The organism is Dolichospermum sp. LEGE 00246 (assembly GCF_015207865.1).
GTDB classification, from domain to species: Bacteria; Cyanobacteriota; Cyanobacteriia; order Cyanobacteriales; family Nostocaceae; genus Dolichospermum; species Dolichospermum heterosporum.
Genome location: NZ_JADEWA010000029.1, coordinates 1 through 23925, shown reverse-complemented (window position 1 = coordinate 23925; position 23925 = coordinate 1). Strand labels below are relative to the sequence as shown.

General features: G+C 39.1%; 16 protein-coding genes. 7 read left to right on the top strand and 9 right to left on the bottom strand.

The features are described 5' to 3' along the window. Positions 1-74: 74 nt before the first annotated feature. Positions 75-1967 carry a DNA-directed RNA polymerase subunit gamma gene (locus IQ228_RS03640; protein WP_193962180.1) on the bottom strand — a complete coding sequence of 631 codons (1893 nt, stop codon included), beginning with the start codon at positions 1965-1967 and terminating at the stop codon, positions 75-77. A 141-nt stretch (positions 1968-2108) separates the two neighbouring features. On the opposite strand from IQ228_RS03640, the gene nagA reads away from it, so the two are divergent. From nagA to IQ228_RS03620, 4 genes are all read left to right on the top strand, one after another. Next, positions 2109-3284 carry an N-acetylglucosamine-6-phosphate deacetylase gene (gene nagA, locus IQ228_RS03635; RefSeq protein WP_193962179.1) on the top strand — a complete coding sequence of 392 codons (1176 nt, stop codon included), beginning with the start codon at positions 2109-2111 and terminating at the stop codon, positions 3282-3284. Positions 3285-4246: 962 nt separating this feature from the next. Continuing rightward, a complete protein-coding gene (locus tag IQ228_RS03630) occupies positions 4247-5362 on the top strand; it encodes a septal ring lytic transglycosylase RlpA family protein (protein WP_053539226.1) in 1116 nt (371 codons plus the stop codon). A 145-nt stretch (positions 5363-5507) separates the two neighbouring features. Continuing rightward, positions 5508-7124 (top strand): bifunctional pantoate--beta-alanine ligase/(d)CMP kinase, encoded by a 1617-nt coding sequence (locus IQ228_RS03625; protein WP_193962178.1) that lies wholly within the window; start codon positions 5508-5510, stop codon positions 7122-7124. A gap of 425 nt (positions 7125-7549) precedes the next feature. After that, positions 7550-8149 carry a superoxide dismutase gene (locus tag IQ228_RS03620; protein WP_053539228.1) on the top strand — a complete coding sequence of 200 codons (600 nt, stop codon included), beginning with the start codon at positions 7550-7552 and terminating at the stop codon, positions 8147-8149. A gap of 349 nt (positions 8150-8498) precedes the next feature. Here the strand turns inward: IQ228_RS03620 and IQ228_RS03615 are convergent, their stop codons facing one another. From IQ228_RS03615 to IQ228_RS03590, 6 genes are all read right to left on the bottom strand, one after another. Continuing rightward, positions 8499-9383: a ParA family protein gene (locus IQ228_RS03615; protein ID WP_193962177.1), complete on the bottom strand. Its 885-nt coding sequence runs from the start codon at positions 9381-9383 to the stop codon at positions 8499-8501. A gap of 114 nt (positions 9384-9497) precedes the next feature. Beyond that, entirely contained in the window at positions 9498-12230 is a 2733-nt protein-coding gene (locus IQ228_RS03610) for a DNA translocase FtsK (protein WP_193962176.1), read from the bottom strand. Positions 12231-12261: 31 nt separating this feature from the next. Further along, on the bottom strand, positions 12262-14370 hold the full coding sequence (locus IQ228_RS03605; RefSeq protein ID WP_193962175.1) for an ATP-binding protein: 2109 nt from the start codon (positions 14368-14370) through the stop codon (positions 12262-12264). A 58-nt stretch (positions 14371-14428) separates the two neighbouring features. Further along, the gene (locus tag IQ228_RS03600) at positions 14429-15277 is read right to left on the bottom strand and encodes a transcription factor RcaD (RefSeq protein WP_193962174.1); all 849 of its coding nucleotides are present in this window, start codon (positions 15275-15277) and stop codon (positions 14429-14431) included. A gap of 624 nt (positions 15278-15901) precedes the next feature. After that, positions 15902-16627: a biotin/lipoate A/B protein ligase family protein gene (locus IQ228_RS03595; protein WP_193962173.1), complete on the bottom strand. Its 726-nt coding sequence runs from the start codon at positions 16625-16627 to the stop codon at positions 15902-15904. Positions 16628-16662: 35 nt separating this feature from the next. Continuing rightward, complete coding sequence (locus IQ228_RS03590) at positions 16663-17142, bottom strand: YbjN domain-containing protein (RefSeq protein ID WP_027404908.1); 480 nt, start codon at positions 17140-17142, stop codon at positions 16663-16665. A gap of 696 nt (positions 17143-17838) precedes the next feature. On the opposite strand from IQ228_RS03590, the gene IQ228_RS03585 reads away from it, so the two are divergent. The 3 genes from IQ228_RS03585 to IQ228_RS03575 all read left to right on the top strand — a co-directional run bounded on the left by IQ228_RS03585 (position 17839) and on the right by IQ228_RS03575 (position 21562). Then, positions 17839-18219: a hypothetical protein gene (locus IQ228_RS03585; RefSeq protein ID WP_027404907.1), complete on the top strand. Its 381-nt coding sequence runs from the start codon at positions 17839-17841 to the stop codon at positions 18217-18219. An 851-nt stretch (positions 18220-19070) separates the two neighbouring features. Beyond that, positions 19071-20162 (top strand): cysteine synthase family protein, encoded by a 1092-nt coding sequence (locus IQ228_RS03580; protein ID WP_193962172.1) that lies wholly within the window; start codon positions 19071-19073, stop codon positions 20160-20162. A gap of 98 nt (positions 20163-20260) precedes the next feature. Then, positions 20261-21562 carry a hypothetical protein gene (locus IQ228_RS03575; protein WP_027404905.1) on the top strand — a complete coding sequence of 434 codons (1302 nt, stop codon included), beginning with the start codon at positions 20261-20263 and terminating at the stop codon, positions 21560-21562. Here the strand turns inward: IQ228_RS03575 and rppB are convergent. Further along, positions 21522-22907, bottom strand: a complete 1386-nt coding sequence (gene rppB / locus IQ228_RS03570) for a two-component system sensor histidine kinase RppB (protein ID WP_228043673.1) — start codon at positions 22905-22907, stop codon at positions 21522-21524. The two genes, IQ228_RS03575 and rppB, sit on opposite strands and share 41 nt — an antisense overlap. A 24-nt stretch (positions 22908-22931) precedes the next feature. Beyond that, positions 22932-23618 (bottom strand): two-component system response regulator RppA, encoded by a 687-nt coding sequence (gene rppA, locus IQ228_RS03565; RefSeq protein WP_027404903.1) that lies wholly within the window; start codon positions 23616-23618, stop codon positions 22932-22934. Between the last annotated feature and the right edge of the window lie 307 nt (positions 23619-23925).

The window sequence follows — 23925 nt, the reverse complement described above, 5'->3', positions numbered from 1 at the left end:
CCGAACTCTACACGGTCTAGGTCGTCGGCAGCGTCAGCTGTGTATAAGAGACAGTCCCCTACCTCCCCCACTCCCTAAGCATCTATCGCTTCCTGAATCGCCTTGTTATAAATCGCCCTGCCAGGAGTCGTATAAATGTACTGAGAAATCAAATTTCCCTGACCATCTTCCCGTACCCGGCGGAACTTATAGATTAGGGTGCGACTTGTTACCCTACCCTTAGCATCCTTGTCCTCAATCACTTCCAAAGGTTCAGTATCCGGTTCACCCGAATCAATTTCCCCATCAAAGCGCACGTAAATATAGGCATGAAGTTCCACCTGCTGCGCCTCATAAGCCATAATTACATCATCCAAAGACGAGAAATACTTACCTGCCCCCTTCGTTGCATTGGGATTTTCCGCTGTCAGATAATACGCCCCCAACACCATATCTTGGCTAGGAGTCACAATCGGTTTACCCGTTGCCGGTGACAAAATATTATTAGAAGCCAACATCAACAACCGCGCTTCTGCCTGACTCTCCAAGGACAACGGCACGTGAACCGCCATTTGGTCACCGTCAAAGTCAGCGTTAAAAGCCGGACACACCAAAGGATGTAATTGAATCGCTCTTCCTTCCACCAAAATCGGTTCAAAAGCTTGAATCCCCAAGCGGTGCAGCGTCGGCGCTCGGTTTAACATCACCGGATGCCCCTCAATTACCTCCTCCAACACATCCCACACACTGGGATCATTACGAGAAATCAGCTTCTTCGCCGCCTTGATATTATTCACCATCCCCGACCGAATCAAACGGTTGATTACAAAGGGCTGGAACAACTCAATCGCCATCTCTCGTGGCAGTCCACACTGGTGAATCTTCAGCTTTGGTCCAACCACAATTACCGATCGCCCTGAATAGTCTACTCGTTTCCCCAACAGGTTTTGTCGGAACCGTCCTTGTTTGCCCTCAATAATATCCGACAAGGACTTCAGCGGGCGGTTATTAGCCCCCACCACCGTCCGTCCCCGGCGACCATTATCAATCAAGGCATCCACAGCCTCTTGCAGCATCCGTTTCTCGTTACGGACAATGATCTCCGGGGCGAGAATTTCCTGAAGCCTAGCCAAACGGTTGTTGCGATTAATTACCCGGCGATACAAATCATTCAAATCGCTTGTCGCAAACCGCCCCCCATCCAACTGCACCATCGGGCGCAAATCTGGGGGAATCACGGGGATAATTTCCATCACCATCCATTCTGGCTGAGAACCGGTAGCGATGAAATTATCAATCACCCGCAGCCGTTTAATTAACTTCGCCCGTTTCTGTCCCTTGGCTTTCTCAATTTCTTCCCGCAGGGTTTCCGCCTCCTGCTCCAAATTAATATCCGCCAACAACCGCAACAGAGCCTCAGCCCCAATGCCCACTTCCACTCCCTCTAACTGGGAATCTTCACTGTAGATAGCATCCTCAATTTCTAGCCACTGGTCTTCACTCAACAGTTGTTTGTAACTGAGAGTGTCCGCGTTACCAGGCGCTAAAACACAGTAAGAGTTGAAATAAACAATCTGCTCCACATCCCGCAGCGGCATATCCAGGAGAATCGCAATATAGCTAGGAATCCCCTTGAGATACCAAACATGAGCCACCGGGGCAGCCAACTTAATAAAACCCATCCTGTGACGACGGACGCGGGATTCTGTTACTTCTACACCACAGCGCTCGCACACAATCCCTCTATGGCGCACCCGTTTGTACTTACCACAATGGCACTCCCAATCCTTAGCCGGTCCAAAAATCCTCTCACAAAACAAGCCATCCATCTCCGGCTTGAGAGTGCGGTAATTAATAGTTTCTGGCTTGGTAACTTCACCTACGAGTTGTCCATTAGGCAAGGTACGCTCACCCCACTGGCGGATGCGTTCTGGCGAAGCTATACCAATTTTTACGTAGTCAAATTGATTATTTTGGGGGGATCTCATGGGAATTAAAAATTAATAAACAGAAGTCAGGAGTTGGGGGAGTTGGGGGAGTAAAAGGGGAGAAATATTCTTGTGCAACTGACAACTGACAACTGACAACTGACAACTGACAACTGACAACTAACAACTGACAAAAATACCATGCTGGCAAATGTAGATATTATCAACGTAAGAGTCCCCGGTTATCAAGATTTACAAAGAATCTTAGTTAACCAAGCAGGCATAATTGAGGAAATTATGCCCATGAACACAGCATGGGAAAAAGTTGTACCACAAAACTTACAAATTTTAGATGTAGCTGGAGACTGGATTTCTTTAGGTGGTGTGGATTTACAAATCAATGGTGGACTAGGATTGGCCTTCCCGGAATTAACAGCAGACAATTCCTTTATGCTGCCAAAAATCTCTTCATTTCTCTGGGAAGCAGGAGTTGACGGTTATTTACCCACCCTAGTCACAACCTCTATCGAAAATATTCAGCGATCGCTCGCCATTCTCGCCAATTATACCCCCAATTCTCCAACCTCCGCCCAAATTCTCGGAGTCCATTTAGAAGGTCCATTTTTAAACTACTACAAACGTGGCGCACATCCAGCCGAATATCTTCTTCCTCTCACCATAGATCAAGTTAAACGGGTTTTAGGAGATTATGCCCATATTGTCAAAGTCATCACTCTCGCACCAGAATTAGACACCACAGGTAAAGTCATCCCATATTTGCGTTCCTTGGGAATCACTGTCAGTTTAGGACATTCACAAGCCACAGCCACAGAAGCCCAACAAGCTTTTACTCAAGGCACTACAATGATAACCCACGCCTTCAACGCCATGCCACCCCTACACCACCGTGAACCGGGCTTATTAGGCGCAGCCATGAACAATCCTGATGTGTTTTGTGGTTTCATTGCCGATGGTCAGCACGTTGCCCCCATGATCTTAAAAGTTCTTCTGCGTGCCAGTGAAAGGTTATTTATTGTCAGTGATGCCCTTGCACCATTAGGATTACCTGACGGCATCTATCCTTGGGATACCCGACAAATAGAAGTTATCAACGGTACAGCCAGATTACAAGATGGCACTTTATCAGGAACAACCCTACCATTATTAACTGGAGTTCAAAATCTAGTGAAATGGGGAATTTGTGACCTAGAAACCGCCGTTAGCCTCGCTACAGACGCACCCAGGCAAGCTATCAACTTACCAAAATTTGCCGCCCAACAACCCGCCCACTTATTACGTTGGAAATGGGATGAGGTTGGCAAAGAACTGACATGGAAACGGTTAACTGTAGCGAACAGTTTTACTCCTGACTCCTGATTCCTGCTGTAATTAGTTTTCAGGATGACTATATTATATTGAACTCAGGCAACCCCAGACGCTGAATTTACTTTGGCGAGTTCGAGTTATAGTTAGCGACTACACCGTCTTTCAGGGATTTATACTGGCAATATAAGTTTTGGAAAATGCCTAAAAGTGCTGATGATAACATTTCTGCATTTTCCGAATTATATATATGTTTAATAGCTTGATATAAAATTGATTACTGATTTTACTCCGTAACAACAAGTAAGTATGTATTCTTGTATACTTAACAAGTATATTTATGCGCGTTTAATGCCATTTTTCTATGGTCTCATTAATTTTTTATTTGGGGATAAGAATAAATACTTACTGGAAATAAATCACTGTTATTGCTTGACAGCAATTGTTCTAATTGCAACTAATTATGTAGACATTTTAAATATATTTACTTACTAAGAATGTAGATAAAAAATCATGTACTGGGCGAAAAGAGTCCAAGTATTTTAACAATTTAATCTTTGTCTAGATTATGTTTAGGCTGGTGATATCTTTTGAAGAGTCAACTATTGGCAGGAAAATTTCATCGAAACACCAAGTAACCAGATGAGTTTTTCAATACCTCATGATTTACAACTACTGAGAATAAATATTAGGTAGTAATTGTCAAATTGGGCGATCGCTTAATATGAAGTTTCCCGAAGAAAATATAGAAATCTTAAAAAAAACGTTACATAGCCAAAGTCCTGAATTAATCACGGTTTACAAGCTCAAACTCAACTATAAATTTGGACATTTCTTTCAGACTTCCGCTAAAACCCTGATCCCCAAGTCCGAAAATTCATGTTAATGTATTCGAGTTACAAAACACAAAGTGAAAGCGGAACGGGTTAAAGTTTCCGGCGAGAGTCACTGTTCACAAGGTGAAACCCCCGCTAATCAAAAAACTTAAGTTCTACAGTCGCTTTAAAATCGGACGCATGAATCAAAGACATTTGTGGACTACAGTTGCCGTAATTCTGGCCGTTTTGGGTTTACCCTCAGTTGGTCGAACTCAAACCAGTGAGGAAAGTTCCCCAACTAGGCAAGCATCATCTATCAGTGATGCAGTCAAAGTAGGAGAATACCAATCCCCAACAGAAAACCCCACCTTGGATGCTGTGATTACTAGGATTTATCCTCACAGTATTAAAGGTTTACAAGCAGCTACTCTTTATGTTCGGGACATTCCTGTTCTGACTTTTTTGGGTTCTACCCCAGTTACTAACAACAAAACTAAAGTTGGAGTAATTGGCAACAATGAGAATATCAATCCTGACTCTCTTGTTGCTACCAATACAGCCAAAGTTGCCAGTTTTAGCAATGCTGGTAATACAATCAATTTTAACAAACAAGTTAGCTCTATTGACAATGATCCAATTCAGAAAGCTAGTGTGATTGCCGCTAGAATTAACGAACTGATCCAGAACAATGTAGATGCAAGCAAGATTACTGTCAGTTGGAAAACAGCGGATAATTCCGTAATTAACAATAAAGCCAATAAAAAAGGCTTCTTCCGTAAACAACCGTCAGTGGATCGCTACACCATTACCATTGACGGTCAAGAACTGGTAGAAGTCAATGAAGGTACTAGATTAGCAGATACCACAGAAAATCTTGCCCAAGATGCCTTACAAGCAACTAACAGACTGCGGAGACTCATTGGCAACGCATCTCCCATTCAGACAATTGCTAACTTACCCGCTAGTAAATCAGTTTCTAGTGCTAGTCTACCGCAAAAAATTGCCTTCGGTAATGTCAATCTCAGTTTCCAAGGGATGGCTTCTTGGTATGGATATGATGGTTCTGGCAATAAAACCGCCAGTGGTGAAAGATATAATCCCGAAGGATTAACTGCGGCTCATCGTAGCTTACCGATGGGAACAAAAATCCGTGTCACTAACACCCGTAATGGTCGTTCTGTTGTTGTCAGAATCAATGATCGAGGACCTTTCATCCGGGGTCGAATTATTGACCTTTCCGCCGGCGCTGCTCGGCTCTTGGGTATGATCAGCAGTGGTGTTGCTCCAGTTAGTCTTGAGGTTTTAGGAAAATAACCCGTTTCCTAGTTCCGACTCCGTTTTCGCTTTTCACGATTAAATACCCCTGGTTCTTCTATTTTATCTCCCAATTATCCTTTGCGCCACGCTGCGCTATCGGATATACACTAACGGGGGAAAGGATAGAAACTAGGGGTATTTTGTGCGTGTGCTGACAACAGTTGTAGCTTTACGCTGCTATTTAAATCGTCGTCGCTGGCAAAGCCATCTGAGGCTACCAGATGATCTGGGACTTGATGAACAAACCAGTTGGTATCCCACAGCGGTTGGTTTAGTGCCAACTATGGGGGGTTTACATCAGGGGCATTTAAGTTTGATTAAACGGGCTAGACAGGAAAATGCGACGGTAATTGTGAGTATTTTTGTCAATCCCCTACAATTTGGACCTAACGAGGACTATCAATGCTATCCTCGCACTTTGGGACAAGACCGAGAATTTTGTGAACAGGCGGGAGTTGATGTGATTTTTGCCCCAACTCCGGAAGAAATCGGTGTACCGGGGAAGAATATAGAAGAAACTCAAGTGACACAAGTGATCCCTCCATCTGATATGATATCTAGCTTGTGTGGTAATTTTCGTCCAGGTCATTTTACTGGTGTGGCAACTATTGTCACTAAGCTTTTAAACTTGGTACAACCTGACCGAGCTTACTTTGGACAAAAGGATGGTCAACAATTGGCAATTATTAAACGGTTAGTAGCTGATTTAAATTTGCCAGTAGAAGTTGTTGCTTGTCCTACGGTGCGGGAGGTGTCCGGCTTGGCTTTAAGTTCTCGTAATCAATATTTGACGGCTACAGAAAAAGAGCAAGCAACTGTGTTATTTAAAGGTTTACGGCAAGCTGAAGCGGCGTTTCGGGCTGGCGTTCGTGACAGTGGTGAACTTATAGCATTGGCGCGGCAAGAAATCGCAAAAGTTAGGAATATCAGCTTGGAATATATTGAATTGGTTGAACCGAATACGTTGATGTTTTTAGAAAAAGTTGAGGATGAAGGAATGTTGGCGATCGCTGCTCGTCTTGGTTCTACAAGGTTAATTGATAATACGATTCTGCGCGATGGCAATGATAGACTCCGCCAACCGATCATTGCTATTGATGGTCCGGCTGGTGCTGGTAAATCTACTGTGGCTCGTCAAGTGGCACAGGAACTAGGTTTGGTGTACTTAGATACTGGTGCTATGTACCGGGCGATCGCTTGGTTAGTCATGGAACAGGGAATTGCTATTGATGATGATTGTGCTGTGGCGGAATTAGCCACTCACTGCAAAATTGACCTCACTCCCAGTCAAAGTTTGCAAACTCCCGTGAGAGTCCAGATTAATGATATTGATGTCACTCAAAAAATTCGCACTGTTGAGGTAACATCTCTTGTATCGGCGATCGCTGCCCAAAGTGCAGTGCGTCAAGCCTTGGTCAAACAGCAGCAAAGTTGGGGACAACGCGGGGGGTTAGTAGCAGAAGGTCGAGACATAGGCACTCACGTCTTTCCAGATGCGGAAATTAAAATCTTCTTAACCGCTTCCGTCGGTGAACGAGCGCGTCGTCGTCAGCAAGACTTTCAAAAAACAGGTTCAATCTTGAGTTTAGAACAACTAGAACAGGAGATTGCTGAACGCGACTTCAAAGATAGCACCCGGAAAGTCTCCCCTTTGCAAAAAGCGGCTGATGCCATTGAACTCCAAACCGACGGTTTAACTGCTTCTGAAGTAGCAGCACAAATCATTAGCCATTACAACCAGCGGCTATCCCATTGGTAGATCACCAGAATGTAGGGGCGCAGGGCTTGCGCCCAAATTCCTAAAGGACTTCAAAACAGTGGTGAGTGCCGACTAACTCACCATTTTAATTTTTAGTGCTTTGAACTACATCCTAAACTAGTTTCAGATAGATTCATCTTTCGTGGATATTAGTCTGAGTTAATAATTATATATTTTAAACCGGGCTTTTTGCTCACGCTTCAGGCACTCCAGGCAACAGAGAGAAGTTAAGAGTTTAAGCTAAATAGATGGAATTTGCTTTGTTTATAAACTAATTGGTGGAAATTTCCACTTTGGTAGTAGAATAACAATGTTAAGTTTTGTATTGCAGGATTAAGTAGGGCTTACTAAATACGAAACCTGTAATTTGCCTAGCTATGGCAATAGCTTTCAACTAGAAAACAGTAAAAAGAGGATTTCACAAAATGGCATTTACCCAACCAGCTTTACCTTTTGCTTCTGATGCTTTAGAATCCTATGGCATGAAGGCTGAAACCTTTGAATATCACTATGGTAAGCATCATAAAGCTTATGTAGATAATTTGAATAAGCTTGTTGATAGCACAGAATTAGCCAACAAGTCTTTGGAAGAAGTAATTCAAATCGCTTTTGGTGATTCTACAAAAGCTGGAATCTTCAACAATGCTGCTCAAGTTTGGAATCACTCTTTCTTCTGGAATTGCTTGAAACCAGCAGGTGGCGGCACTCCTACAGGCGCATTAGCTGCTAAAATTGATCAGGATTTTGGTAGTTTCGATAAATTCAAAGAAGAATTTTCTAACGCTGCTGCAACTCAATTCGGTAGTGGTTGGGCTTGGTTGGTTGATGATGGTGGTACTCTGAAAGTAATGAAAACCCCCAACGCCGAAAACCCCCTTGCACATGGTAAAAAAGCTCTGTTAACCATTGACGTTTGGGAACACGCATACTACATCGACTTCAAAAATGCTCGTCCTGCATTCATCAAGAATTTCTTAGATAATTTGGTGAACTGGGATTTTGTCGCTGCAAATTTCGCTGCTTAGATTTTAATGGGTAATGGGTAATGGGTAATGGGTAATGGGTAATATTTTTACTTATTACCCCTTATCCAATCTCTAAGAGGATGTTTTAAAAGTGGTATCCCGTAATTTTCATCACATTGTTACCCCCCTTACAAAGGGGAGAAACAATAAAATCCCTAACCCTCCCCTTTATAAGGGGAGGGTTAGGGAGGGGTAAAACATTTGATACAGCAATCGTGACTTTTCAAACACCCTCTAAATTAATGCTATTTAGGGCTTGCTGAAAAAGTTATCTGTGAGGGCTAGAAGTATGGCTAACAACACGCTGCGCTATCAGGAGTTCAGGAGTGTATACCGCTATATTGTTAATTTACAATTTCTGCAATAATTCCTGAGTTAACTGCATAAATGCCTTAGAACCGGCTGTATTCGGACTTAGTAAAGAAACGGGCATAAAACTATCAACAGCTTTGGCAACATTAACATCAACGGGGATTTGAGCTTTACAGATTTTATCTACTCCAAAATCTTCGATAACTCGGTGCATTACCTGTTTATAATATCTGCCATTGAGGAGATTAGCATTGGACATACTAAAGACAATTCCCAACATTTTAATATCTATTTTGGCTTCATGTTCGTGACTTTCTTTTAATTGACCAATGCGTCTTTCTAAAAGTTGAATTCCGACTACAGATAAGGGTTCTGGTCTAGCTGGAAGAATGTAGAAATCACTGGTAGCTAAAGCACTTCGAGTCAAGAGATTATAACCGGGAGCGCAATCTAAAAGAATAAAATCATATTCATGCCGTATAGGTTCTAAAATATCTCTAATTAAGACCCTTTCAAAGCGATTCCAGATAGTTTCAAAATCCTGTTCTCCTAATGCTACTGATTGATTATGCAGCATTTCTGAAACCAAAAATTCATCATATAAATCTATGTCCCCTGGTAATAAGTTTAATCCAGTCAGGTTACAAATCTCAGGTTGAATGATATCCCCAATTGTAAATTTTGCCTCTGGTTCAGGGTTGATAATTTGATCTAGTAAATATCTAAATGTCTTTCTTTGTTTGCGACGTTTGGCAAAATCAACAGGTGACATTAAACTCAGTGTGGCACTGATTTGACTATCTAAATCTAAAACAAGTACCTTTTTTCCGTGATTTTTGGCTAAACAGGTGGCTATATTCACGGTAATGGTGGTTTTACCGACTCCACCTTTCATGTTTGCTGTTGCAATTACATATCCCATTTTAATTCCTCTACTGACGCTTTCCCAATGATATAGCGTTCATATTATCTAATAAATTTTAACTTTGGTTATGTTACTTAGATCCCCGACTTCTTAGAGAAGTCGGGGATCTTTTTAAGGTAGTTTAATAGTTTGTGCTAATAAGCTTTGAAGACGTTGTAGTTGCGAACTACCTTGGTAAACTAAATCACCTTTGCCTAATAAATAAGCGGCTGTTGTTTTTTCTTTTCCACCCAGAATAATACATGAATCTGCTTGGCTGGAGGTACGCAGGGCGACTCGTCCAGGTAGGTTAGAACGAATAATTGTGGTGACAATACTCGCTTCTGGACGTTGTGTGGAAATAATTAGATGAATACCGGCGGCTCTTGCCATTGCGCCTAAACGTTTGATACTTTGTTCTAAGATGGTGCGAATTTCTTTTTCTGCCATAAAATCGGCATATTCATCAAATATACAGACAATACGCGGTAAAGCTGGGGAAGAACGTTGATTATAGGTGGTTAAATCTGCACATTTAGCTTTTTCAAATTTTTGATAACGAGATTCCATTTCTGCAACTAGTTCCTGCATTAATTCTACGGCGCGATCGCTATCTTTGACAACTGGTGCATATAACGACGACATTTGTTCAAATTCGGGAAATGTTACCCGCTTGGGGTCAACTAAGGCAATTTTGAGATGTTGGGGAGAATGACGATAGATTAAACTGAGAAGTAAGGATCTCAAAAACTCACTTTTTCCGCTGCCTGTTGTTCCCCCAACCAAAAAATGACAGGTATTCGGATCTGATAAATCAGCCTCTAACAACTTTCCATCAATACCCACTCCAATAGCAATTTTTACGGGTGCTGTTGGGGGTAAAAATTGCTTTTGAATAAAATCTTCAAATTTGGCAATTTGTCTATCTTGACGCGGCAAATCAACACTGACATAACCAGCTTGGGGAGCAATTAAAGGGGGATTTTCTAACCCTAATTGTACTTGTAAATCTGTGGATAATTTCAAAATTGAAGGAACTTTCACACCTAAATGTGGTTTAATTTTCACCCGAATAAATGCCGGACTTACATCAGCACCATAATAATCTACATTAACCTTAAAAGATTCTAGAATTGCCACTAAAGATGCGCCAATTTCATCAGCATTAATAAATGTATCTTTCTGACTTTTAAAAGTATCTGAAAAACCTCTCTCCAAACCTCTCTCCTGCAAGGAGAGAGGCTTTGAATTCTCCCCCTTCCCTCGTAGGGAAGGGGGTTGGGGGGTTAGGTTTCGTGTTGGGTTTTCTAAATAATGTGAAAAGTCAGATGTATCTTCTTGTTTTTTGGAAGGTGCTATAAAATTGGGATTGTCATTATCTGGAATAACTTTATTTGGCGGTGCATTAGATTCAACATCGAAAAAAGTCTGACACTTTTGTTGTTGGGGACAAATTTCACATAAATGAGGTTGAGTTGTCGCAGGTGGTGGGTTAGGATTGGGAGATTCCCAATTTAACCATTCTTGCATTTGTAATAATTTATAGGGAATTAATTGATGAACTGTATTTTCTAGTTGTTCCCAAGAATATTTGTATTCTTTAAATTCTGGTAAAACACAATAAACAGCAGAATCAACAGGTGCTTTTTTCTGCTTCCACAACATATAAATATAGAGAGAGGCTTGTGCTAATTGTGCTGCTGAATCTACAGGTTGATAGGTTTTAAATTCTACAATACAAAGGCGTTTGAGTTCAAAGTTAAAAACCAGACAATCAAACTCACCTCTAATTAATTGTTTTGTCCCATTAGGTAAATCAAAGTAATATTCCAAATTGTGTTCTCCAGAAATAAAAGTATTCTGAATAACCGTTTCCGCACTACAATAACGACGATTAATTACTAACAATTCAGTAAACTTTTTAATTAATCCTTGTAAACCTTGCCAAACTTGTAGTAATACAGGTGCTTTACTCGCGTCTTTTGCAATTGCATTTTGTAAATAGGGAAAGAACTTAATTTGATAGAATAATTGTTGAATTTCCAACGTAATTTCATCTATCCTTAATTGTGTTGCAGATGGATTGAATAAACTTTTAAATCTGGGTTCAATCAGCAGTAAGTTAATAAAATCATCCGCTAATTTGTGGAAAACATTACCAACACCCCCAAGGGTATATTTAGGAGAGAATATTGATTTACTATTAAAATGGTGATTTAGATAAAATAGTCGCGGACACTCAAAAGCTAATCTAACTTTAGTGGGAGTTAAAGAAGAGTTTTCAGATTTATTATTTACCATATTAAATACACGACTGATAACAGCAGGATTGGATATTTCCAGTAAGCGACGATGAACAGCAGCGAGATAAACTGTATCCATTGCTGCATATTTTAACTGTTTTTGACTCAGGGGACGTTTTCCCCAATCACTGCTTCCTTCTTCTGCGTCTACATTAGAAAAATGGCAGAGTTCAGCAGCTAGAGTTTTTAGTTTTAAGTTGGTAGTTTGTAAAACTTCTTTGGTGATTTTTCTAGCTATTTTGAAGGTACAGGTCACATTTTCTGCTAGTTCTTTTCCTAGATATTTTAAATCAAAACCAGCATTATGAAAAACTTTCTCAATTTGGGAATTAACCATGATTTGGTTAATGAAATATGCAGCCAAATCAGGTTTATCTAAAACATCAAAAATATAAGCAAATTCACCAGTTAAGTCTGTATAATCAGCCAATACCTGAATTAGTGCTAATTTTGGTTTATCAGTATACCAATCAGCAATTTCCGTATCTATCCATAGAGTTTTAGATAGGGACAGTTGGAAAATTTGCTTGTAAATTTCAGAAGATTCTGTCAGGTAGTGCATTGGCTGATCATTTTATAAAAAACAAGTGAATTTAAGCAATTAAACAAATTAATCGATCTGGTAATTTAGCTTTTGGGTTCATAATCTTAACTTTCTTTTCTTGACATAATAGATCAATTAAATGTTGAATATCAGTTTCTTTCACATCAGGAAATTGGCTAACTGCTTGTGAAATTAGAGTAGTTACTCCCATAAATGCTTGAGTTTTGACTAGATTTAATAGGAAATCTTTAACAGGTCTTAAATCTTTTTTACCGGTTCCATTTGTAGTTGGTGGTTTATCTGGTTTAGAAACAATACCTAAATCTTGTAATAAAGTACATTTATGTAAAATCTCAGCTTCATTAATTAAAGTTTCTAGTCTTTGTAAATTAATCGTTTTTCCACCAATTACTAACTCTTGAGATTTGGCAGAATTTACCAAACTTTGATATGTTGCTAAGTAGTGAATAGAAGACAGACTTGGTTTAATATGAACATGATTAGTATTCGTAAAAATCTGCCTATAGAGTTGATTTCCAGCCAGATTTGGTTTTCCTAAATCTCCAGCACGGATTAAGTGCATAGTTTGACAGAGATTTTTTTGAATTACTATTTGACAAGCATTCATTACATGATAAAAACTGGTCATATTGGAGTCTTCTGTCCAAACTATACCCAATTTTTGCCGATTTGTAGGATGTTGATAACTCAAGGAATAACTAGCATATTTTCCGCTTAAAAGTTTAGACTTAACTCCCTGTATTTTTAAAGTAGATATAGACTGCTGCAACATCTGAATTAAATCAGGTGATGATAACAAAGAAATCTTGGTAATTTTCCCCTGGCTTTTTGTATATTCGTGCTGCCATAATAATTGAAATTCTGCTTGAATTGTATCTTGATCATTTAGAGGTGGTGCTGGAAGAATAATTATAGGTTTAGGAACAGTTTTTGCATTGGGTGTTGTCACCTTTATTTGTATTGTAACTGGTTCGGGCTTTGGTTTTTCATCTAATAATGAACCTTTATATTTTTGATATTCATCACGACCTAAAACTAATGTATTTCTAGGCATAGTTTTACCACCAGGGGAGGTCTTATCCAACATTTCCCGATTTAGGGGAAAAATAGGAGATTCAGGTCTAGGATTTGCTAGTTGATGTAATGGCTGAAGTTGATAAGCCCAAAGTGCTTCTGCCTGTTCTATAGTAATACGTTTTAAATCAATTATTTTATGTATTCCGGCTTTATCTGCTGGGAGGATTCGATCAAAATGCCGTTTTAATGTGTTTGTAATAACGCTAATTATCACCAAGAAATTTTTTAAATTATCCCCATGAATTGTGGTGTTGACATTAAAAAAAGGTTGTATGTCTAAAAAACCTTCTGGTAACTGGGGCATAGTATCTAAATTGTCAAAACATAAAACAATCGGTTGGGTTTGTGTAGAAATTCTGCCAAAGTTTGCTAAGATATTTTTTGCAGCATCTTCTGTATCAATGCAAGTTTTGACCTTGATTTCTTGCATCGAATCTTCATTTAAATCATCACCACGCAGCCATTCACAAGCTAAATCATATAATTCTGGATTTGCGAGATCATGTAGCACTCCAAAAAACATATCAGGGTTATAAATACCTGTTTTTTTATAACTATCCTTGAGGTGTTTTATAAATTTTTGCCGATTACTTTGTAATGCTTCCCAAAAATTATCATTAAATATTCGTTGCTTGATATCACTTCTTGTAAATGCGGTTAAACTTTTCAACCACAACATTAACTGTGATTCTTTCTCCCCTTCAGGAACTTGAATTAAACTATCAACGGTGTGACGTAAAATATGCCGCCAGATATTACTACTATCAGCCCAATTACAGAGAATATAGGCGAAAAAGGCTTTTCGGTTAAGAGTACGTTTAAGCCGACCTAATAAATAACTTTTACCAGAACCAGACTCACCAGCTAATAAAGCTGTACGACTACGATGATCTTTACCTACTAAATCAAGTAAACCTTCAATTTCTATGATTGTCTCTTGATGAATTGACTCAACCATGAGTTTTGAATCTTGTTCTTCAGCCCAAAAATTAGTGGGCTTTAAATTAATCACGTCAAAAGGGTTGACCTCGCGTTTAATAATGTCCTTAATGTCTGTCATAGATACACATTGGTGAGAGGAAGAAGTGATGAAAAAATGAAAAACATTGGAAACCCTGTTAATTGACTATGATAAAGAACAGTTGTCCACCAATATTTTGAGGAATTCCCGCGTCAATTTGTTCTGGTGTATAAGCACTGACTTCTTGTAAGGTACTAAAATCAATTTTGTCACTTTTTTGCAACCGATATAACGCCTGATCTAAATTATCTCGTAATAAAGGCGGTTGTAACTTTTGCCGTACATGAAAAATTGGTAAATAATTCTCTGTACCCAATTCCCGATCTAATTTCTTGATAGTCTCTAAAATTTCTTCATCACTGATATTGCTAGTAATATCAGAATGTGATTCTACATGATCAGGAGTAGAAACTTGTTCTGACTTAAACCGCAAATTCTTCCGTAAAAACCGCACATAATTACCCAGCAAATTAAAGTCTATATTTGCTTTTCCTTCGGGATTATATTCATCCCGCAAAACTTCAATTCCTCTTTCCGTTAACCAAACTTCAGCCTTAACCCTTTTCATCTTGATTTCAGCAGCAATTAACCCCCGTTCACTCAAGGTTTTTAAGATTGCGTCCCGTTCATCTGATTTTAGCGATGAAACTTTGATTTCACTGGGGGCTATTTTTCCAGAACTCTTACCTATCTTCTCCAGTACCTTGAGTTCTTTATCATCAATAGGTAATTGTGCCGAGTCGAGTTTCAGTAGTGCTTGACCAGGAGGTAAAATCTTGACTGTGGCAATTTCGCGGGAATAGTCTACATATTCCAGTTCCCCCAAATCTCGACAAATTTTGGTTTTCTCACATTTAAAACTATCAAAAGTGCTAGAACTCAAGCCAGTACGATAATTGGGACATCCCAACAGCTTTAAGATGAACTTTAACTCTTTCGTTTCCATACGGTTAGTCTTGCTGTATTCGATACTTGACTACTTTAGCGCGAATCACAAAAAAATAGCACACAGTTTCCATATTAACTCTAATAAGAGCGATTTTTCACTAAAAACTCAAAATATTATCCAAGTTTTCACTGATTACTTTCTAAATAAAAGACGGATTTTTTCTAGAGTTTTTCTACAAGCTTCCATGACAGGAAAAAACTGGGAAGACTTGGATATTCTATCCATTGGACTTTTTTAGAAAAATTTTATACAGATATTAAATGAATTCCACCATATAAGGTATTACCTCTATTTCCATACCAAAACAATCACAAAATGAATACTGTTTAAACGAATGGTATGAACTGCAAATAAAACATGAAAATCTAAAAAGTAAACATCATACCAAAGACAAAAACTAAAATAGACCTGATTTCTCTCTGCACCTCCGCGTCTCTGAGTGAGAAAAAATTATAGAGTAGAATAAAAACCGGCGTTGGTGAATTGGGGTATGAAAGTCGAAAATTCCATCTCTCAAACCCTTACTCTCTGCGCCTGGAGCGTCTCTGCGTGTTCGCGCAGCGTGCCGTAGGCATAATAAAATCATACTTTTACTCAGCAACACCTAAAAACCTACCCTAATCAACAACTTGCTAAAATCAAATTCCACTCATCTTGAGACAAAGGTATTACCTCTATTTCCATACCAAAACAATCACAAGCTGCGACTATTAAAGCCTTAATTATTGTTTCTTGATTGATAGTTTGGGGAAATTGGATAGGATGAAAAAACTCTTGATTAAATACCTTTGCAAACAACTCCGGATCTGGATTTAACCGCATAGACCCATGCTGAAGAACTGCGTCACATTTCCGTAATTGAGCGCTACCAATCAGTTTAGAACCATTTGCTAAGACTAAATCTGCACCTGTGGCTGTTCCAAAACAATTAGGATTGTGAATATAACCGCGTCCAGCTTGACCATAGTACAATTCTATATCGAGCGATCGCCATCCTTGAATCAAAAACTCACAAATCTGCCCATACACATCCAAACGATTTCCCCTCAGTCCAGACGTGACCACAGAGTAAGTTAAATCACCTTGATGCAAAACAGCCCTACCACCTGTAGGACGACGCACCAAATCTAATTTCTCCCCTTTCCACCGCAAACCTTGCCAAAATTCAGGATATTGACGTTGATGATAACCCAAAGAAATTGCGGGTGGCGACCAAGTATAAAAACGCAAAGTTGGCGGATGTTGTCCCGACTCATGTTGTGCTAATAACCAGCGGTCTATAGCCATCTGAACATCACCAGCGGCTGCTAAAATGGGAATAAGTCGCCACACCTGCGAATCAGGCATTAAATATCACATCCCTCAACTAAAATTATCGAAACCTAAATTGCACCAAACTCAGATTGCAGATATTCATCATTATCATCAGCGATAGTCGCAACAATAGTAATGATGCGGGAAACTTCCCCTGGTGACAACTCCGCTAAAGTGCGGGTAGAAATCACCACCACCTGATGGTCAATAATGCCAAAGCGGGCTTCAAAGGTACTTACACAATTTAACTCTAAGAGATATCGTGTCAATCTGGCTTCATCTTGTACAGGTAACTTTAGCACCGCAGCCCAAACTGTGATCGTATCTTCATCAGTAATTCCCGTTAACTGCACAAATACTTCTACACTGCCATATTGGAATTTCCACAGATATTCCCCCTCAGAACCATGACTAACCATTGCACTTTGATCTTGTGCCAGGGTATCAATTACATTTTCAATAACTTCCACATGATTTGGGGCTGTGGTTTCTTGAATAACTTCATCCAGTAACTCATTTGGAGTTGGGGTTTCTAGGTAGCTGGCCATACAGATTTTTTTCTAAGTAATATAGTCACTGCTTTAATCTACTATTATGCTACCAAAAATGCCAGCATCTAACATACCTGTCTTCCCAAGTCGAGATGTCAGAATACGAGCCATGTCAATTACTATGACATAAGCTAGACTTATTGTTATGCAGTTAAAACTTGGTTAAATTCTCAATTATTTTTTCCCGGTTTCAGGGCTTCACATCCAGAACCATTAGATGTAAGTCACGTTTACCTTCATTGGGCTTTAACTTTAGGTAAAGATTTGTAGATTTATTATCTATTGTGTCTTATTAACGAGACTAAATGCCCATTTTGTTCATCTTACATCATTAAATTTCCGCTGTCGGTTACATAAACTACTAATTTTAGTTAAAATAGGTAATCCAAAGCAGTTTATTTTGGTGTAGCGCAAAAATTACTCGCTAGTTTAGCGTCACAAGATGTAAAAATCAGGCAAAAGGAACAATTTGCTTATTTTTAGCATCAAGGGATACGGAACTGTGAGTTAAATCGTGAGTTACATAATGTACGCAAATTCATCGAAACTCAAGTTGACAAATTAGGGTGCTATCTGTTGAGAGGTTCTAGAATCTGACGTAAAAAACCGAAAAAACCCCAAAAACTTTTTTGAGATTTTTCCGGATTAGCCAAAAAATCTGCGATTATTGTTACACTGATTTTAATAAGCACTATGAATATTAAACTTGATCACAGCACCCCATGTCATTTAACTTCCTTCTTTACCCTACTCATAAAAGAAGGTATTTCCCCTAATCAAATCGTTCTGGGTATTGTTCAACTAGCCACCCAGACCCATGAATTAGATGGGATGATGGCATCAGCAGATTGTTTACGGTTGCTACTGGTACTGATGCCAGCAGAAACCTGTGCCAAAGGAGTTTCTGAGTATATATCATCTTTAGCATCACAAGGCATTACCACATTAATGTTATTAGATGCTCTGAGCCTAGCTTGCTATGTTTGTGGACAATCAGACGAAGCTAACTTAGTCTACTTGACTTACAAAAGACTACAAGCTGATGCCATCATCTCCCAAATGCTTCGTGATTAAAAACTAAATTGTTAATTTTTCATCCTTTTTCTAATATCTGACTATTTTGAACTGAATTTATACTCGTACATGGCAATTTTGTACTAGATAGTTCCGTTTGTTCATTAGGCAATCAGTCGGTTTGATTAATATATAATTTTCTTGGCAACTGTTATTCAATAGCTGTTAGCTGTATCTTGGCTATGATTTGAATATTGCAATATTTCTTGTGAGTTTGACAGCACTGCATCTATCGCTTATTATCTGGGATGGAAGTCTCTAGCGGTGGGGTAATCCCCGCATCCATAACTTCTCAACTTTTTCTTTAACCCTGTTGATATTCCATTAAAGCTGGAAACTAAAATGGTTATCTGCCAAAATGCCAAAATATAAGATCATCAGCGGAACATTTCGGGAATTCTATATTTTGCAAGTGAAGCGAGCATTTGGTTTGCCGGATTTAGCTTAACCAACAGAAGCCCCACGTCTGACCCGATAGGGCCGCGGGGGATGAATGGCGCGTGAATTAACGACGATTTTCCAACCAACGCGACAGCAAGGAAGGAAAACATGGAGAGAATTCACAAAGTTTGTGTTATGAATTGAATATCTCGGCAAGGCGAGAGAATAGCGATAACCAAGCTAGATACATGATCATTTTTTTGATTAACCTTGATTTTGCCTTTGGAACGAGGGGTCAGCCTATCGCCTTAACATAAGTCTTGTTGTTCTCGAAGAGCAAAAAGCTGTTAACTGGGTAGGAAGCCTATACTTACCCGCAAGGGAAGTGTAGGTAGTTCACATTGATAATTTCACCTTTATTTCATCTGGGGTTGGCATCTTGTGAGATGAACAGTATCGAGCTAATCACAATGCTTACTTACTCTCCAAACCCAACCTTCAGAACCAACTTGCCAAAATCACCCCTATTGGCAACGGTGACGGACGCACTAGGTAAAGTTCCTATTGTCCGATTAAATCGAGTTCACCCAAGTTGTCAACAACATCATTTATATTTAAAACTAGAATCTTGTAATCCTGGTGGTAGTATTAAAGAAAAAAATGCGGCTTATCTGGTGAATGAAGCCGAAAAACAGGGTTTATTGCGAGCAGGTGGGACAATTATTGAATCTAGTTCTGGTAACTTTGGTATTGGGTTAGCAATTGTGGGCGCTACTAAGGGTTACAGGGTAATGATTGTGATTGATGCCAAAACCCCTGTCACCATGCGAAGAATGCTTAATGCCTACGGCGCAGAATTGGTAGAAGTGCCTTTAAGTGCTGCTGATGCTCAAGGTTCGATGCAGGTAGCAAGAATGACAAAAGCTCAGGAATTAGCCGCAAATATTCCTGACTCTTGGTATCCTTGTCAACATAAAAATCCTAGTAATACTGATGCCCATGAACTTTGGACGGCGCGGGAAATTGAAGAAGCTTTTGGTGGTGCGCCGGATGCTATTGTTATTGGAGTTAGCACAGCCGGACAATTAGGTGGTATTAGTCGCTACTTTAAAAAGTATTATCCCCAAACCAGAATTATTGGTGTAGATGTGGCAGGATCAGCAATTTTTGGTACTCCCAGACACCCCTACAAGATGACTGGACTGGGTTTATCTTTCGTTCCCCCCAATTTTGACCCACAGGTGTTAGATGCGGCTTATAGCGTGGATGATGCTTTGGCGTTTTCTGTTTGTCATGGTTTGGCTAAACAGGAAGGTATGCTTTTAGGTGCTTCCACTGGTGCAATTGTGGCAGCAGCTTTAGCAGATACCCAAAGATTTACTCAGCCTCAAACTATGTTACTACTTAATCCTGATCGGGGCGATCGCTATCTAGAAACAGTTTACAATGCTGATTGGTTAACAGCACAAGGAATTAACATCCTTCAAAATACCAATTTGATGGCAGCAATTGGGAATCTTCTACCTGTACCATGGGATATTGTCGGTAGGAGTCAAGTGTGATAGAGAGAATTTTTCTCACGCAGAGGCGCAGAGGCGCAAAGAGTAAGAGTTTATGGCGGGAATTTTTGCGCTTATTGCACACATAGGGTCGTGATGATATGAAATTAAAAGAAACTCAATCTCAAGCTGTTAGTTTAGGGAGTTTATGGCGGGAATTTTTGCCTTTGTCTCTCAGTGATGTAACTATGGCCTGTGGTGATCCGATGATGACCACTACATTGGCTTATCTTCCTGATGCTCAAAATAACTTAGCGGCTGTAGGTATTGCTAAATCTTTGGCGATATTTTTTGAAAGTCCGATTATTATGATTTTGCACGCTGCTAATGCTTTAGCTGGTTCTCAAGATTCACGGAAAGCATTATGGCGGTTTACATTATTTGTCGGTGCAGGATTAACTTGTTTATTGAGTTTGTTAGGATTACCGATCATTTTTAACTTTGTCGGGGTGAGTCTGTTGGGCATTCCATCAGCAATGTTAACTACAGTGAGTCAAGTATTATTACTAATGGGTGGTTGGCCATTTGCGATCGCCTGGCGGCGTTATTTTCAAGGGTTATTAATTTATCATGGTCAGTCTCGCGCTGTGGCAAAAGCCAGTATTTTCAGGTTATTTACATTAGCATTAGTCCTCACGGGTGGATTTTTCTTGCCCATATCTGGGGGTGTACTTGCTGGATTTGCCCTCATCAGTGGGGTGGTTGTCGAAGCAATAGCTGTAACAATTTTTGCTCGGCTTTCTGGTGCAACTTTACCGCCACAAATAGAACAACCTAATTTACCCCGTAACTTAGCACAGGTGTGGAAGTTCTATTTACCTTTAGCTAATTCTATGATGGTGGTTTGGGGCGGAAGGGCGATATTAATTAGCATTCTTGCCCGCGCTGAAGATTCGACAATTGCTATTGCTGCTTGGTCTGCGGCTTGGGGACTGGTTCTGGTAATTGCCAATTCTACCCGGATGGTACAGCAAATGGTGATTAAATATCGTCATCAAGTGAGCGATCGCCAATTGCTGAGTTTTGCTATCAGTGTGGGTGCTGCTTGTTCTAGCTTACTATTATTGATGAGTGTAACACCAATAGGCGATCGCATCGTTCAAAGTTTCATTGGTAATGATATTATCTTAGCTAACAGCATCAAACCTGTACTTTTAATCTGTACAATTGTGCCATTATTTGTAGCTTTACAAAATGCAATTCAGGGTTTTTTAGTTAGTGAAAACCGCACAGGTCATGTTAATCTATCAACATGGTTAGGAACAGGGACTTTATTAATAATTACCAGTTTTGCTATTAACAAGGGCATGAATGGGGCAATGGCCGCCGCTATGGCTATGATTACATCTATGTTAGTTGAAGTTACTTGTTTACTTTGGAAACGAGTGGCAAAATCACAGTAAATGTACTGCCCCTATTTACATGACTTTGTACTTCTAATTTACCTTTGTGAGTTTGGACAATAGCCAAAGTAATAGCTAAACCTAATCCCGAACCACCAGTATTGCGAGAACGATCTGCATTAACTCGATAAAAGCGCTCAAAGATGTGGGGAAGATCAGAATTAGGAATACCAACACCTGTATCTTTAATAGTAATTACACCTTGATGATCATTAGTTGTCAGATAAATATTTACTTCCCCAGATTCAGGAGTGTATTTAATGGCATTACCAACTAAATTCAACAACATTCGATAAATTTGACTTTCATTACCGTGAATATAAAAATCAGATTGATCAGGAATATGACTAGATAATAAAACTTGTGCATCCATAGCCATTGGCATTAATTCCTCTTCTACATCTGCAACTAAATCATTCAAACAAATTTGCTGTAACTTAGCTTCTTGTAATCCAGTTTCTAATCTAGATAATAATAACAAATCCTGTGTTAATGTTACTAATCTTTTAATTTGTCTCTTCAATGCTTTTTGAGTTTCTGGGTTAATTGAATTTGTTTCGATAATTGTTTGTAAAGATGTAATAGGAGTTCTTAATTCATGTGCTGCGTCAGCGGTAAATTGTTGTAATTGTTGATATGATTTTTCAATTGGCTGCATAGCTAAACCTGCTAACCACCAACCTGCAACACCAATAATGATCATAGAAGAGGGAATACCCAATCCTAATAACCAATGTAAACTATTCATATAATCATTTAATCGTTGTACAGTTCGTCCAACTTGTAAATATCCCCATAATTGATTATTGTTGATTTTTAAGGGCATTAAATGTAAATGATATAGTTCACCATGACGATTTTTGATATCATAAGAATGATTGAGGTGAATATTAGCAGGAAATTCATCGGGATTATTACCAATAGCCGCAATAGCTTCTCCTGATACTGTTAAAAATCTGAGATAATATCCTTCTGCTAATAAATTCAGTAAGTCTGATTCTGATTGAATGGGTAAACAAGATTGTTGTTTTAAACAAAGTCCTGGTAAAGATTTTTGAGTAGGAATAGAAAGTTTCCCAGGAATTTTTAACTCTGCTTTTAATTTATCCTCAAAAACCTTACCAAAAACTTCCAATTCTCGATCAACTGTGCGAGTAAAAGCTTGTACCATGACACTGTGAGCGATGCAACCACATAGTAACAAAGTTGATCCCATCACACCAGCATAGGTAATCGCTAATTTAAACCGAGAATGATTAAAGAGTGAATTATTAGGTATCCAACCTTGGATTTTACCTATCTTCTTCCTTTCTTCCTTCGTGTCCTTCGCTGCTTCGTGGTTCATTTAATTAATATTCTTATCTTTGCACTATCCACAAAAACGATAACCAAAACCTCGGATAGTTTCAATTGCTTTAGAAAAACCACATTCTGATAATTTGCGTCTTAATAATCTCACTTGTGCAGCAACAACATTACTCACAGTATCACTTTCAAAATCCCACAATCTAGCGCGAATTTGTTCATGAGTTAGTATTTGTTGAGGATGTTGCATGAAATATTCTAAAAGTTGAAATTCTTTAGCTGTGAGGATAATTGGTGAAGAATTTTCCACTGCTAAATTCACAACTGAAAAATTACTATAATCTAAAATTAAAGAACCTATTTGTAACTGCGGTGGTTGAAAATTTGGTAATCTTCTTTGTAATGCTCTTACCCGCGCCAATAATTCTTCCATACCAAAGGGTTTCACTAGGTAATCATCTGCACCTGCATCTAAACCCGTAACACGATCATTCATGCTATCTCTAGCTGTTAATAACATAATTGGTAACTGATTTTTTTGCGCCCTTAATCTTTTACACAATTCCAATCCTGACAACTTTGGTAACATCCAATCTAAAATGGCAATTTCATATCTTTGGGGTATTGTCTGCAAATAATCCCAAGCAGTCTCTCCATCTTCCACCCAATCTACTATATAATCGCGTTGAATAAGAGCATTATGAATACCACTTCCTAAATCATATTCATCTTCAACTAATAATAACCGCATAATAATAATTATATGTAGGACTGCACAGAGTAATTATCATCCGCGTTTATCTGCGTTTATCTGCGTTTAATTATTCTTAAAATCCTATTCTATGCGGTTTCATTTTAATTTAGTACAAGTAAAAATTAAAGGTGTTTTACGGAATATTTCTAGTTAGTTGTTGATTATACTGAAAACGGTTTATAGTTTAACCAAATATAGAACCCCTCTGGTAAACCTCTCCCCGCACCCCTCCCTGACCCTCCCCTACAAGGGAGGGAAAAGGAGCAGCTTTTATAATTGGAGAGGCTTTGAACTTGTTTTTTAT

Bases quoted from the DNA above. Each gene is read 5' to 3' on its own strand.
- IQ228_RS03640 (WP_193962180.1), bottom strand. From the start codon at position 1,967: ATGAGATCCCCCCAAAATAATCAATTTGACTACGTAAAAATTGGTATA.
- nagA (WP_193962179.1), top strand. From the start codon at position 2,109: ATGCTGGCAAATGTAGATATTATCAACGTAAGAGTCCCCGGTTATCAA.
- IQ228_RS03630 (WP_053539226.1), top strand. From the start codon at position 4,247: ATGAATCAAAGACATTTGTGGACTACAGTTGCCGTAATTCTGGCCGTT.
- IQ228_RS03620 (WP_053539228.1), top strand. From the start codon at position 7,550: ATGGCATTTACCCAACCAGCTTTACCTTTTGCTTCTGATGCTTTAGAA.
- IQ228_RS03615 (WP_193962177.1), bottom strand. From the start codon at position 9,383: ATGGGATATGTAATTGCAACAGCAAACATGAAAGGTGGAGTCGGTAAA.
- IQ228_RS03610 (WP_193962176.1), bottom strand. From the start codon at position 12,230: ATGCACTACCTGACAGAATCTTCTGAAATTTACAAGCAAATTTTCCAA.
- IQ228_RS03605 (WP_193962175.1), bottom strand. From the start codon at position 14,370: ATGACAGACATTAAGGACATTATTAAACGCGAGGTCAACCCTTTTGAC.
- IQ228_RS03600 (WP_193962174.1), bottom strand. From the start codon at position 15,277: ATGGAAACGAAAGAGTTAAAGTTCATCTTAAAGCTGTTGGGATGTCCC.
- IQ228_RS03595 (WP_193962173.1), bottom strand. From the start codon at position 16,627: ATGCCTGATTCGCAGGTGTGGCGACTTATTCCCATTTTAGCAGCCGCT.
- IQ228_RS03590 (WP_027404908.1), bottom strand. From the start codon at position 17,142: ATGGCCAGCTACCTAGAAACCCCAACTCCAAATGAGTTACTGGATGAA.
- IQ228_RS03585 (WP_027404907.1), top strand. From the start codon at position 17,839: ATGAATATTAAACTTGATCACAGCACCCCATGTCATTTAACTTCCTTC.
- IQ228_RS03580 (WP_193962172.1), top strand. From the start codon at position 19,071: ATGCTTACTTACTCTCCAAACCCAACCTTCAGAACCAACTTGCCAAAA.
- IQ228_RS03575 (WP_027404905.1), top strand. From the start codon at position 20,261: ATGAAATTAAAAGAAACTCAATCTCAAGCTGTTAGTTTAGGGAGTTTA.
- rppB (WP_228043673.1), bottom strand. From the start codon at position 22,907: ATGAACCACGAAGCAGCGAAGGACACGAAGGAAGAAAGGAAGAAGATA.
- rppA (WP_027404903.1), bottom strand. From the start codon at position 23,618: ATGCGGTTATTATTAGTTGAAGATGAATATGATTTAGGAAGTGGTATT.